Here is a 12,901-nt window from a genome sequence, read left to right as displayed (position 1 = left end):
TAAAGACAGCCTTCTTCTTTTTAAATTATAGATTTTCATCATCCATTTACATGACAGACCGTGCTTTCAACAAATTTTATAAACTCTTCTTCCTCCTCAATAAATGGAAAATGATTACTATATTCAAATGTCGACATTATCGCATTTGGCATAAGCTCCGCTACTTCCACTGCAAATTCATACGGACACTGTGCATCATAAATTCCAGCGTAAATATGGGCTGGTATATTTACATTCTCTAATTGTAAACGTAAATCAAATGTAGGTAACTCCTTATAAGAAAAATAATCAAGACGCTTTGATACTGTTTTACCGCTGTTCGGTCTAGCAATCATTTCATCATACGCTGTTTCATTATATAAAGACATCATTGTCCACTCTTTATTTACGGCACGCCTCTCATCAATTGTAGAAGCTACGTCCCTGAGCACTGCAAATATTTCTCTTAAACGAGCATTTTGATCATTATCTCTACAATAAATACTATTTTTATGATTCATATACTCAGCTGATGCACATAATCCGCCAGCTATAATTTTTACAAGCCTCTCTGGACACATTATCGCATATTGTAAAGCTAGCATTCCACCTGTTGAATGACCTGCATATGTCCAATCTTTAAAATTCAACGCCTCACGTATCGCTTCTAAATCACGTACTGCATCTACCATTCCCAAATTATATTTGGTGGTGTCATGTGTAGAATTTCCGCATCCTCTTAAGTTTATAAGGTACACTGTGTAATGATTCGTAAATGCAGAAGCAAATAAATTACCATTACTATTAAACTCACTGTATAGATGTGTTACACAAAGTGGTTTTCCTTCTCCCTTTTGAAAATACTCAAATTTCCCTCTATCAGTTTCGATATAATATTTCTCCCACATCAGCGTTTCCCCCTAATGTCTTTTTATATATTCTCCTTTTTCCGGCATTATCACACCCTTCTCAGTTCGAAAGTAAAGTGGTAATCCTTCCGAAAAAAATATGCTTACCTTGGATGGATCCTGCCTTTGATGATGAATATGTAAATGTGGCTCACTTGAACTTCCTGAGTTACCTACTTGAGCAAGAAATTCTCCTTCATTTACATGTTGTCCTTCCTTCACTTTAATTGACCCTTTCTTTAAATGCGCAAGAACCAAAAATGTCCCTGTTTCATCTAGTCGTAAATAAATATGATTTCCCGCCATTGACTGAAAATCATCCGATCCCGGAACTAAATCTTTTTCATCATTATTAATTGATACAACTGTTCCAGAAGCTGGTGCCATTACTTTCGCTCCATATATTCCATAATCATCCAACTTACTACTTTTCACTTCAGCAGGAGGAATGAGAATATCATATGCCCAGCGCTCATTTGGTTTGATAACGTGATAGTTCGTTTCTAAACGATCACCACCCCAACCTATTAATGCTCGTTCATTTAAAGGAAAGCGCACGACTACTTTAGGGCTCGTAGAATGTACATCTGCCGGGTAAGCAAGTCCGCCTATGTTAGCGAACCATCCTAAGGGCCAAGCTCCAATTATAGAAAAAAGCACAATGAAGAGTAGCGTTCTATCTATTCGCTTTCTGAAAATGCCTTTCCACACAAATAGTAATACTGACCCTATCAAAATAAAGCTTAATACGAAGCTAAAGGCTTGTATACTCCACCAAAAAACGACTGATATAATACCATTAACTAAATAAATTACACTCCAACTTGTAAGTAAAAAAGCAACTAAAATTACCAACACATATTTCTTCCACATGTTATATCCCCACTCTCATATCCTTGTTCTACATGATACGAATTGAAAATTACAACATACGTAAGAAATACTTACGACTTTCTTACATTTCTTTATACTGCGGTAAAACGATAGTAAAAACTGTTTCTTTATCGTTACTACGTACAGCGATATCTCCTTTATGAAGTTCTGCTATACTTTTCGCAATTGCAAGTCCCATTCCTTTTCCACCTGTATGAGAGCTGCGTGATTTTTCACCACGATAAAACTTCTCAAAAACATAAGGCAGGTTCTCATCCGGAATACATTGCCCAAAATTTTTAATTTCTATTTCAACATTCATGTCTCTTTTAGAAATTTGAATTACAATCTCCTTTCCGTCTTTCCCGTACATAATACTATTACTAATTACATTTTCGAATAACCTCACCATAAGTGCTACATCCATTTCCACATGTAACTCCTTATCACCTTTCATACAAAAGCTCATATCGGCATCATCTAGTTGTGGTACAAAATCAATCATAATTTGTTCCATTAACGCTTTCATATTTACTACACTTTTATGTAATTCAATCTCTCTATAATTTATTTGACAGTATTCTAATAATTCATCAACTTGATTTTTTAATTCATAACTTTTTCGCTTTAATATGCTTACATACTGTTCACATTCTTCTCCATTTGCATGCAGCTTATTTCCTAATAAGTCCGCATAACCGATTAAAGATGTTACTGGCGTTCGTAAATCATGAGAAATATTACTAATCATTTCATTTTTCATTTCCTGTGATTTTTTTTCATTCTCGATAGACTCTTTTAAGCTTTTCGCCATTCTATTAACATTTGTCGCTAGTTCACCAATCTCATCGCTTTTCGAAATAGGTATATGTATTTCAAAATTACCTTCACTTATTTCTTTCACGTTCTTGTTAATTTGAGACAACCTTTTCATCAGCGTTTTTGTCATGAATGCAAAGTATGTTGTAGTAAAAATCAAAAAAACTATAAAATATAAAAATGAATATTTTTCCTCTAAAACATTAACCTGACTATATATATTTCCAACCAAAATTTGAAACACTATTATACTTACAGTCGCTAACAAGATGCTACATATGAATGCGATAAAAAACTTAGCTCTAATGCCTTGTAATGATTTAATCTTCAATTTTATATCCGACTCCCCAAACATTTTGAATAAACTTCGGTTCTTTTGGATTCTCTTCAATTTTATTTCTTAATCTTGCGATATGAACCATTACTGTATTATTGCTTTCATAAGCCCTTTCTTTCCAAACGCTCTCATATATTTCTTCAATAGTAAATACACGATTCTTTGCAGCTGCCATTAAATACAAAATATCATATTCAGTTTTCGTAAGATTGATTGTTTCTCCATATAACATTACTGTTCTAGACGCTTCATCTATTTCTAAACCTCTAATATTTATTTTCTTTTCTATTACTTGGACAGCATTTTGATTGAAATATGTATACCTTCTTAATTGAGCCTTCACTCTTGCAATTAATTCAATTGTACTGAACGGCTTCACAATATAATCATCTGCTCCCGTACTAAATCCGACGACTTTATCTACGTCCGATGATTTTGCACTTAAAAACATAATTGGCAAACTATGTTTCTCTCTAATTCTTCTACACAATTCTATCCCATCCATTTGTGGCATCATAATATCCAAAATAGCAAGTTGAATGCTATTATTATTTATAATTTCTAAAGCCTCTTCTCCGTTATGAGCACTAAAAACTTTAAAACCTTCTTGCATTAAATTCACGTTCATAAATCGAACAATATCTTGATCGTCATCTACAATTAAAATTGAATTTTTCTCCATATACAAACCTCTTTTTGAAATATATTCCACAATCAATTTTATCATAAATTAAAGCCATACTCCCCTCTTGAATAATCTTTATTTTCAGACTAAATTATATAATAACAACACATTCTAGTTTCAAAAGAAATGGAGTGAAAGCATGTTTCCTATATTGAAAACCGACCGACTCATTCTACGAGAACTTACCGAAGAAGATGCACCAAGTATACTAAAATGCTTTTCTAATACTGACGTACTGCGCTATTATGGCCAAAAACCGTTACAAGATATTGATCAAGTGAAACAAATTATTCATAACTTTAAACTGAGTTACAATGCAAGAAGCGGTATAAAATGGGGAATCGAATCAAAAGACAAGAAAGAACTCATCGGTACCATTGGTTTTCACGATTGGTCTTCTGAGCATAAACGGGCCAATATAAGTTATGCCTTTTTGCCTGAACACTGGGGACAAGGATATGCGACTGAAGCTGTTTCTGAGGTTATATCATACGGTTTCCATACGATTCATTTAAAGCGGATCGGAGCAATTGTATTTCTTGAAAATGAAGCTTCCAATAAAGTACTATTAAAATTAGGCTTTGAAAAAGAAGGCGTTCTAAAAAATTATATGTATCAAGATGACATTCCCTATGATACGAATTTTTATTCTTTATTAAAATCGTTTTAATAGAATACATGTGTAAAAAACTTGTTTCAGTACAACAGTTATAGGTAGCGAATTTTTAATGAAGGATGCGAAGTACTATACTTTATAAAACATTAAAAAAGGGCTGTGAGTAAGCTTTTACTCATAGCCCTTTTTTATGTTCTTTTTCTGTTTTCGCAATGCTTTTGGTACGTATACGCAGAAAGGCTCACTTTCCATATAATCCCCCGTCATTGCATATGCTCTAGAACGAGATCCCCCACAAACATATCGAAACTCACAAACACCACACTTTCCCTTATACTTGTCAGGATTACGAAGATTTTGAAAAACAGGGGAGTTCCGATAGATTTCAGCTAGCGAATTTGTTCTAATATTCCCGGTTTTAATCGGCAATAACCCACTTGGATATACATCTCCAATATGAGAAATAAATACAAAACCGTTTCCATCATTCACCCCTTTTGGAGCACGCCCAAGCCCATTAACTCGCCCCGTCATCCCATTCATCAATACATCCTGATATTGAATGACCTGTTTTTCCTTTTTATGTTCTTTCATTTTTTCTTGGATCACAACACGTCTATAGTGCTGACCAGCTGTTGTTTTAATATCAAAAGAAACCTTTTTACTAAGTTGATATAGCCAACGGAATACCCTTTCATGTTGAGCTGGTGAAATCATATCTTTTTCCTTCCCTCGCCCTATTGGAACTAAGAAAAATATACTCCAGAGTACACATTCTAATTCTTCTATTAACACTGCCATCTCTTCAAGTACATCCACATTATAATTAGAAACAACGGTATTAATTTGAATAGGAATTTTTAATTCATGCAAATAACGAATCGCATTCATCGTTAATTGAAATGACCCTTCTGTCCCTCTAAAATGATCGTGTATTTCAGCTGTTGGTCCATCTAAACTAAATGCCCATCTAGCAAGTCCTACTTCTTTTGCTTTTTGAATCGCTTCTTTCGTAACTTTCGGGGTGGCACTTGGCGTCATAGATACTCGAACACCTTTTTTCACAGCATATTCCGCAATATCATATACATCTGGACGCATTAATGGATCTCCACCAGTAAATACAAGCATTGGATTTTCCATTTCATATATATCATCAATTAGTTTTTTTCCTTCTTCAAATGTTAACTCTAGAGGATGACGATGATACTGTGCTTCTGCACGACAATGCAGACATTTTAATTGACATGCTCTTGTCAACTCCCATATTACAATAAATGGATTATTATTAAAATCAAGATTCATCAATATTAACCCTCCCATCAATTGATATTCTAATTGTAAAGTTATATATGTATTTATGGTGTGAGATGTATCACAAATCATTCTCTTCCTACCCTACTGTTGATCTAATGTTTCTACCTTCCTCTTCACCAATTACAAAATCTCTTTTTTTAATATAAATACCCCTTTAGACTAAATTATCTAAAGGGGTATTTATATTAACATCTCTGCTTTCTTCAACTCATCAAATTTAAATTAAGTTGTTTTAAAATAGTATTTTTAAAGTTTTCCAACATCATTACCTCTTTTCTAAAACCATAAAGAACGTACTATCTGGTAGCGCAATATCATTCCCAGACTCATCTGTAAACTCGATTTTCTCGCTAAGATGGTTTGTATATCCATCCTGCAAATAGTTCATAGCTTGAACGATATTTACTTTATCTCCAAAGATACCCTTTACGAAGTCCTTATAGTCGTTTGGCGTAAAAATTCCAAACTGCTCCTGCACTTCATGAACAAAGGAATCCTCGCCCCAAGTATACGTATATAAGAACTCCATTGCATCATTAACAGGCATTTTGACTGTATTGTCTGCAAGTACCTCATACTGGATTATACGCCCCTTAAATTCTTGGACATACTGCTCTAAGAACTTCATTCCGCCTGCATCTTTAAAACGAATCACCCGCATTAACCTTTTATCTTCGGTCATGATGCCATCACGAATGATAATACGGCCTCCTGGCTTTAATACCTCATAAGCAGTCTGCAGCCCCTTTTTAATTACTTCATGATTAAATTTCCTACCTTCATACTCGATATAAGAGAACAGCTCATGAAGGATAGAAGAATATACAATCGTATCAACCGATTCTTTTTCAAATGAGCTGCTTAAATTGATTGCATCCCCTTTAATGACGTTCCAAGAACGCCCCTCGTTCTGCTTCTTCTTTTTCAACGTATCAATCACGTTTTCGGAAATATCGATACCGTAGATTCGTTTATCCTCGGTCTCTTCTTCAATCATGTCTAGCATGACACCACCACCGGCTCCGACATCTACAATCGTATCTCCCTTTATGTAATCAAGAATAATTCGTTTATCATCAGCCGAGCTATTCATATGCTCCAGATACACTTCTTCGTTATGGAATCTATCATATGCATCCTTTCGTAACCCGAAGAAATCAAACAGCAGGACATTTGCCCGAGCATGCATCATATCTATCTTTTCTGCCTCTACACAGAAGGTAATTAACGCCTCACCTACAGCAGAAAACCGAAACGACACATACGCAGTCTTCATATCTTCATCGACTTTAACCTGAAAAGAAACATGCGTTGTATTCGGTTTCTCGTTCTCACGGTACTCCCGTAAATACTTCTCAATAACTCGCTTACGATACACGTTGTCCTTTTTTTCACCTTTGAAATCATAATGTAGCTGCTGCATCAATTTCTCGAAATGTATATGCTGAACTTTTCTAGTGCCTATCTCATTCTTTAACATAACAAAAACTGTCCAAATATCCTCAAAGCTAAGAGCATGCATAGACGGTTCTACATACCACAAATCCTTATCAGATAAGAATGTTTGAACGTCACTCTTCTCGCTCCCCATAATTATATCTTTTTCAAATGCTGACTCCTTATGTTTTGGCGTGAGTCTATGTATACGAGAAGTAAATGGCTCCATATAACCATCAAACAGACCATCAATTGTAATCTTCACATCGTTCTTCACTTCACTCCACAAAGCTTTTGATACGCCCTCAATAATGCATTGGTTAAGATAGTATAGAATCTCCTTTAACCTAACGTCTCCATATTCTTCTTTATATGTGTTAACTAAATCAACATGAGAGTCCAAACGAGCCTCCCCGCGTATATACTGCCCGATTAATCCATGTGTTCTAATTAAATCTTGAATAAACAAATATTCAGTAGAGTTTAAGTTTGTCTCTACACGTTCAATAAACTGAATATCACTAAAGATATCAGCAGAACCCTCGTTATGTACCAATAGATTAATCCCTTTTTTCTTCCATTGCTCCCGCTGTTTTAAAGATCCTACCTTTGCAAGCTCACTATACGTTAGTACCTTTTCAATAATACGATATGCTTCTTCACCTAAAGACAGTCCATCTAACACTTGCAGCGTACGGTGTACATAGTACAACACTGCATCTGTTTTTAATGCACCAAGTACTTGTACATTCTCATAGTTTTGATGTATCTCCTCTGCCTCAATTAGATGCTTTAACCACGTAGGGATTGCAACAGAAATCCCTTCAATGTATGTATTTAGAACTTCAATGCTTTTCAACTTATTTCCCCCATATATAATCAATATCTGTAGTAAGGTCTAAGGCATCTTCTCCAAAAAGAACATCACCTTATGTCCCTCCCCCTAAATACTACTACTACTTGCTTTTTACCATCTACATCTCTTTCGAATAAAAATGTATCAAACCCAGTCTTTTTATTATGTAAAAGAGAGTTATAAATTCCGTTACTACCATGCCAAAGTTGTAACATATTTTTTGTTCATCTCTTATTTTAACTTCATGAGGAATTTCGAAAGATCACCTCTTAAATTAATAAACATATGTTGTAACAAAATCAACTGAAAATGGAAACGGCAAGCGGGTGCATTCCACTTGCCGTTTTTTCATAGCTTAGTATGTATTTGAATTTCTTTCGCTTTCTCTTTTTCACCCTTCACCCGTACAATTAAATCATATGATCCGGATTTTGGAGCTTCAAAAGAAAGCAAACCTTCTTTTTGAGAAGTGATTTCTTCTTCATAAATAACCTTATCATCTTTTGTAACTTGTAATAAAATCGTACCTTCTTCAACAGCTGCTTCATAAGGGATTTCCACATTTCCTTTTTCAGCTTTAAGCGTTTGTACATCGTAATACCCTTGCAGAGAACCAATTTTTAAAGTCGTTTCGCCATTTTTTTGAACCTTTGTAACTTGTGTTGCTGTATTGCACGCGCTTAACAATACAACAAGAGTGAGAATCATAAATAAACGTAATGATTTCATAGAAATTCCCCTTTTTTATGTATATGTGAATTAAGATCCATTCTTTAACTATTTCAAAAACACCAACACCTAAAAAGAATCACTGTTTTTCTTCAATTTCTTTTTTAAATAATTTTTGAAACTCTAATTCTGTTTCATTAATAAAACCAAGATGTAACACACTAGAGATATCTTCATGATTCAAAAAGAAATTGTACTCTGAAGAAATATTACCATGAGGGAAATAACAACATACATAATCCCATGTTGTTTTTGTTTCAGAATCCATCTGTCTTCTTCCATAAACCATTAATGGATGTTCCCAATCTTTAAACATTACAACAGAACCTATTGGAAGTAATTCTAACTCTAAATTTTGTCCCATCTTATTTCCCACCTCTTAAAATAGCTTTTTTTACAATAAAATACATAATAGAGAATAGTAAACAAGCTCCAATTGTACCGAAAGTTGCAATTGAAATTTTCCCTGCTAATGATTCATTTGGATCTAATGCATTAGGTAAAACTGTCCCAAAAATTGCAATGCAAGCTAATATAACCATAAAATATTTTAAAATTTTCACTTTCTTATTCATACTAATTTTCCCCTTTATTCTTTAATAGCAAATTCTCCACCAAATCCCCATAAACCTACACCAGGACCAAATGGTACATGGAATTTCACTCCACTTTTTCCAGCTTCTAAAGATCCCCCGACTGTCCCAAGTGACGCCGATCCTCCAATTTGTAATTTTTTATCAGAAAATGGAAGTGGGATTTTTATAGCACTCTCATATTTTACCAGAGTAGCTTCAGCTCCTATATGTAAATTCCCATTTTCTACATGAGCACCTAACTCTGCAGTAGCAAGTGCTACTTTAGCTTCAGCTCCTACTCCAAATCCTCTAATATTCTCTTGTTCTATTCCAGCTTGGGCTACTGTAAAACCAACCATAGGTCCAAAAGTTTGTTCCCTCTTGTTTTTATCTTTCACATCAAATCTATCATAAGTACGAGAACTTACAAACGGCTCGGCTTCAACTGTAAGACCTTTAATAAATAGACCACCATTTCCCTTTTCATCTACAAGTGACTTTTCATACTTTTCACCATTAATTACATTACCAATTCCTTTTACAACTACTCCAACTCCCGCTTCAACCGCTGACTTTGAATTCATCAAAAGTGAATCATTTTTAGAGTTTTTAGACGAATATTCCATATCAGCTTTTTCAAATTTCTCTGCTATACGAAGTAATTCATCTTCTATTTGCTTTATAATATTAAGAAAAGATTCATGTGCTTTATTCATTCTAGGTAGATCATTATAAAAACTTAAACTTGAAGCACCAATCCATCTCATTTGAAGATTTAATAATTCCCCTTGAATTTTCAAATGACGATCTGATTCTATATTACTAGCATATTTAAAATTCTTTGCAATTCTTCTCAATTCTTCCGGTCTAACTTGTATATTCCCCATGGATATCCCCCTACCCTAATAACACATTCAATAAATCTTATAACATAAACATTTAATTTTAATCATTAAAAATCCTACTCTTTCTTACTTTAATTGTTTCTAAAATATAGATAAGAACCCCTAAACCAAATATCTTTTCAGCATTAGAAATATTATTACCTAATTTAATAATAGGTACATTTAATCCGAATCTTTCGCTCCATTCCAAAGGCATATATCCTCTTTTACAGTTTATTAATATCCGGTTATCCATTGTACGAAAAGAAGTTTCGAAAAAATCAAATTCAACTTCTACTTCAGAAATTTTTATCTTTTTTTCATTCGTTAAAGCACCACGTACCATTCCAAATCCTTGTATCATATTTTCTTTAAACATCCCTACACAATTATAATTTGAATCATAAATAGCCCAATCATAATTTTCAACTTCACTATGAAAATATGCTAGAATTTCTCCATCACTTGCTTCCAATCCAAAAACTTGTTTATTTTTTAAAACAGGTAATGTTGAAGAAACCATCTTTGTTCCTGCTACATATATCCCATCAGGAGTATATAAGCCCAAATGTTTATTATTTTCAGGTAATTCTAATAAAATATAAGTATCGATATCCCAAAACTTCAAATCATTTTCAACTATATTTTCTTTTAATAAATCGCCTTTTCTTAGTTGCCAAAATCCAATACCAAAAACAACAAATGAAACTATAATAATAAAAATTACTGGTCCCCAATTAATATTACCTCGAGTATTATATATACCAATTAATCCATAAAGAAAGAGCCCAATTCCAATCAAACACTTAAACTTCCCCTTTTTTTTATAAAACTCAAATAATTCCACACAAACACCTCTATCAATTCATCTTAATACCCCAAATTACCTTTTAAGTATACCAAGGACAAAATATATAATCTAATATTTTTTTTATATAATTAAAAACAAACATAGTTACAGAAAGAAAATGCTTGTATGTTGATTTATACTACATTCCCTTATTCCTTGTATGCTATATTTCTATTCTTCTTTTTACTTAAACAAACTATTTGTTGCAACTTCTTATGAATGTGTAACTACAATTTTGCACTTCTCTTCTTTATATGCTAGGAACACTACCAAAGGATTTCCCTGTCCTCTGTAAAAAAACCTTACTTTTAATAAGTAAGGTTTTTTTATTTATTTATTTATTAGCGATATAAGCATTTTTATAAGTATAAACACCACCAAATTGATGCTTTTCAATTCCCTTTACGTAATCCTTTTGTACATAAGCTGAACCAATATGATACAGCGGCGCTACAGCTGCATCTTCTAATAATACCTGCTCAGCTTCTAGCAATGCTCCCCATCGTTTCTCTGGTTCTAGTACGAGATCAGTTTTCGCTTTCTTTATTAATTCATCGTAACGAGGATTGGAGTAACTCATTTTATTATTCGGATTACCCGTCGTAAATAGTTCTAAATAACTAATTGGGTCTTTATAGTCTGGTCCCCAATTTGCCATAGTTATATCGTAATCACCTGTTTGTTCTAACTGTAATTTTTGCTTAAATGGCTGTTGTTTAATTTGTATCGTTAATCCTTGTAAATTCTTTTCTAAATCACCTTTTATATATTCTGCCATACGTTTTGCGTTATCTTGTTCAAATGTTAAAAACTCGAAGTTTACTTGTTCTACTCCAAGCTCTTTTTTCGCTTCTTCCCAATTTTTTTTCGCACTTTGTACATCATATAAAGAAAGGTTTCCGTTTTCTTCCCTAAAATCTTTTCCCGTTTCTTCATTGATATGCCCAACTGGTACTAGCCCAGTTGCAGGTTTTGCTCCGTTATTAATAAAATGAGCAACGAAATCCTCTTTATTTAACGCGAATGAAATAGCCTGTCGCACTTTCTTATTTGCTAACGCACTATTTTTTTCATTAAAACGTAGCATAGCAATTGCAGGTTCGCTCGACATATGTAACTCCTTATCCCCTTTATACTTGTCTACAAATTGAGAATTAATAGGCACCCGGTCCAAATTACCAGCTTCGTATAAATTAACAGCGGTCATTGTATCCTTTACAATTTGAAAGTTTATCTCGTCTAATTTCACTTTCTTTTCATCCCAATATGTAGCATTTTTCTTTAATTGAAACTCTTGTTCATGCTTCCATTTCTCTAATACAAATGGCCCATTATATATGAGATTACTAGGTTCCAATGCATAATTCTTTCCTTGTTCTTTCAAAAATGATTCATGCTGTGGTAAGTAAATAGGTAGCGCTAACAACTGTAAAAAATACGGGATTGGCTGTTCAAGTTCCACTTCCAATTTATAATCATTTATAACTTTAACCCCAAGTTCAGCAAGAGGTACTGTTCCCTTATTTATCTCTTTTGCATTTTTCACGTAAAAAAGCATATACGCATATTGAGACGCTGTTTCAGGATTAATTGCACGTTTCCATGCAAACATAAAATCATTTGCTGTCACACTGTCTCCATTTGACCATTTTGCATCTTTACGCAAATCAAATGTATATTTTTTACCATCTTCACTTCTTTTAAACGATTTTGCTACCGCTGGAATAGGCTGATCTTGATTATCTAATACATACAACCCTTCAAATATGTTTTGCATAACGTGCGCTGACGTACCATCCATCGTTTTCGCGGTATCAAGAGAAGGAATCTCTTCTGATACTGTTACATTTAATACTTGTTTTTTTGACTCTGCATCACTTCTATTTTCCTTGTTATTACAAGCTGTTAATAATAAAGATGTAACAAGTGCCATTACCATTAAATGGCTCTTTTTTCGCTTCATGAGTTGTTCTCCTTAAATATAAAATATTATAAAGCGTTATATATTATAGCAGAAATATGAACAGAAAGATGCG

At 33.6% G+C, this 12,901-nt stretch carries 13 protein-coding genes; 1 reads left to right on the top strand and 12 read right to left on the bottom strand.

Annotation, left to right across the window (positions count from 1 at the left end; genetic code table 11):
• Window positions 1-38: 38 nt before the first annotated feature.
• The 4 genes from NST14_RS09605 to NST14_RS09590 all read right to left on the bottom strand — a co-directional run bounded on the left by NST14_RS09605 (window position 39) and on the right by NST14_RS09590 (window position 3,598).
• The gene (locus tag NST14_RS09605; RefSeq protein WP_000263701.1) at window positions 39-887 is read right to left on the bottom strand and encodes an alpha/beta fold hydrolase; all 849 of its coding nucleotides are present in this window, start codon (window positions 885-887) and stop codon (window positions 39-41) included.
• A gap of 12 nt (window positions 888-899) precedes the next feature.
• Entirely contained in the window at window positions 900-1,760 is an 861-nt protein-coding gene (locus NST14_RS09600; protein ID WP_000265703.1) for a M23 family metallopeptidase, read from the bottom strand.
• 82 nt (window positions 1,761-1,842) lie between these two features.
• Complete coding sequence (locus tag NST14_RS09595; RefSeq protein WP_000695279.1) at window positions 1,843-2,910, bottom strand: sensor histidine kinase; 1,068 nt, start codon at window positions 2,908-2,910, stop codon at window positions 1,843-1,845.
• On the bottom strand, window positions 2,900-3,598 hold the full coding sequence (locus NST14_RS09590) for a response regulator transcription factor (RefSeq protein ID WP_000414537.1): 699 nt from the start codon (window positions 3,596-3,598) through the stop codon (window positions 2,900-2,902). The genes NST14_RS09595 and NST14_RS09590 overlap by 11 nt, the downstream gene beginning before the upstream one ends.
• Window positions 3,599-3,740: 142 nt before the next feature.
• On the opposite strand from NST14_RS09590, the gene NST14_RS09585 reads away from it, so the two are divergent.
• A complete protein-coding gene (locus tag NST14_RS09585) occupies window positions 3,741-4,271 on the top strand; it encodes a GNAT family N-acetyltransferase (RefSeq protein WP_000483981.1) in 531 nt (176 codons plus the stop codon).
• 117 nt (window positions 4,272-4,388) lie between these two features.
• Here the strand turns inward: NST14_RS09585 and NST14_RS09580 are convergent, their stop codons facing one another.
• The 8 genes from NST14_RS09580 to NST14_RS09545 all read right to left on the bottom strand — a co-directional run bounded on the left by NST14_RS09580 (window position 4,389) and on the right by NST14_RS09545 (window position 12,828).
• A complete protein-coding gene (locus tag NST14_RS09580) occupies window positions 4,389-5,522 on the bottom strand; it encodes a TIGR04053 family radical SAM/SPASM domain-containing protein (protein WP_001046898.1) in 1,134 nt (377 codons plus the stop codon).
• Window positions 5,523-5,799: 277 nt separating this feature from the next.
• On the bottom strand, window positions 5,800-7,830 hold the full coding sequence (locus tag NST14_RS09575) for a class I SAM-dependent methyltransferase (RefSeq protein WP_000835418.1): 2,031 nt from the start codon (window positions 7,828-7,830) through the stop codon (window positions 5,800-5,802).
• Between the two features lie 345 nt (window positions 7,831-8,175).
• Window positions 8,176-8,556 carry a BA_1872 family lipoprotein gene (locus NST14_RS09570; RefSeq protein ID WP_000838921.1) on the bottom strand — a complete coding sequence of 127 codons (381 nt, stop codon included), beginning with the start codon at window positions 8,554-8,556 and terminating at the stop codon, window positions 8,176-8,178.
• A 79-nt stretch (window positions 8,557-8,635) separates the two neighbouring features.
• Window positions 8,636-8,920, bottom strand: a complete 285-nt coding sequence (locus NST14_RS09565) for a DUF4176 domain-containing protein (protein WP_000531359.1) — start codon at window positions 8,918-8,920, stop codon at window positions 8,636-8,638.
• A gap of 1 nt (window position 8,921) precedes the next feature.
• Window positions 8,922-9,131 carry a hypothetical protein gene (locus NST14_RS09560; protein WP_001036914.1) on the bottom strand — a complete coding sequence of 70 codons (210 nt, stop codon included), beginning with the start codon at window positions 9,129-9,131 and terminating at the stop codon, window positions 8,922-8,924.
• 14 nt (window positions 9,132-9,145) lie between these two features.
• Window positions 9,146-10,018, bottom strand: coding sequence for a WXG100 family type VII secretion target (locus NST14_RS09555; protein WP_000526898.1), 873 nt, complete (start codon window positions 10,016-10,018; stop codon window positions 9,146-9,148).
• A gap of 58 nt (window positions 10,019-10,076) precedes the next feature.
• Window positions 10,077-10,862 (bottom strand): hypothetical protein, encoded by a 786-nt coding sequence (locus tag NST14_RS09550; protein ID WP_000418478.1) that lies wholly within the window; start codon window positions 10,860-10,862, stop codon window positions 10,077-10,079.
• Between the two features lie 337 nt (window positions 10,863-11,199).
• A complete protein-coding gene (locus NST14_RS09545) occupies window positions 11,200-12,828 on the bottom strand; it encodes a peptide ABC transporter substrate-binding protein (protein WP_000823528.1) in 1,629 nt (542 codons plus the stop codon).
• Between the last annotated feature and the right edge of the window lie 73 nt (window positions 12,829-12,901).

It is taken from the genome of Bacillus sp. FSL W8-0519 (assembly GCF_038005585.1).
GTDB classification, from domain to species: domain Bacteria; phylum Bacillota; class Bacilli; order Bacillales; family Bacillaceae_G; genus Bacillus_A; species Bacillus_A paranthracis.
This window is presented reverse-complemented; position numbering and strand designations above follow the sequence as displayed.

Excerpts from the sequence above, each read along its gene's own strand:
- NST14_RS09605 (WP_000263701.1), bottom strand. The coding sequence starts at position 887 with ATGTGGGAGAAATATTATATCGAAACTGATAGAGGGAAATTTGAGTAT.
- NST14_RS09600 (WP_000265703.1), bottom strand. The coding sequence starts at position 1,760 with ATGTGGAAGAAATATGTGTTGGTAATTTTAGTTGCTTTTTTACTTACA.
- NST14_RS09590 (WP_000414537.1), bottom strand. The coding sequence starts at position 3,598 with ATGGAGAAAAATTCAATTTTAATTGTAGATGACGATCAAGATATTGTT.
- NST14_RS09585 (WP_000483981.1), top strand. The coding sequence starts at position 3,741 with ATGTTTCCTATATTGAAAACCGACCGACTCATTCTACGAGAACTTACC.
- NST14_RS09580 (WP_001046898.1), bottom strand. The coding sequence starts at position 5,522 with ATGAATCTTGATTTTAATAATAATCCATTTATTGTAATATGGGAGTTG.
- NST14_RS09570 (WP_000838921.1), bottom strand. The coding sequence starts at position 8,556 with ATGAAATCATTACGTTTATTTATGATTCTCACTCTTGTTGTATTGTTA.
- NST14_RS09565 (WP_000531359.1), bottom strand. The coding sequence starts at position 8,920 with ATGGGACAAAATTTAGAGTTAGAATTACTTCCAATAGGTTCTGTTGTA.
- NST14_RS09560 (WP_001036914.1), bottom strand. The coding sequence starts at position 9,131 with ATGAATAAGAAAGTGAAAATTTTAAAATATTTTATGGTTATATTAGCT.
- NST14_RS09555 (WP_000526898.1), bottom strand. The coding sequence starts at position 10,018 with ATGGGGAATATACAAGTTAGACCGGAAGAATTGAGAAGAATTGCAAAG.
- NST14_RS09545 (WP_000823528.1), bottom strand. The coding sequence starts at position 12,828 with ATGAAGCGAAAAAAGAGCCATTTAATGGTAATGGCACTTGTTACATCT.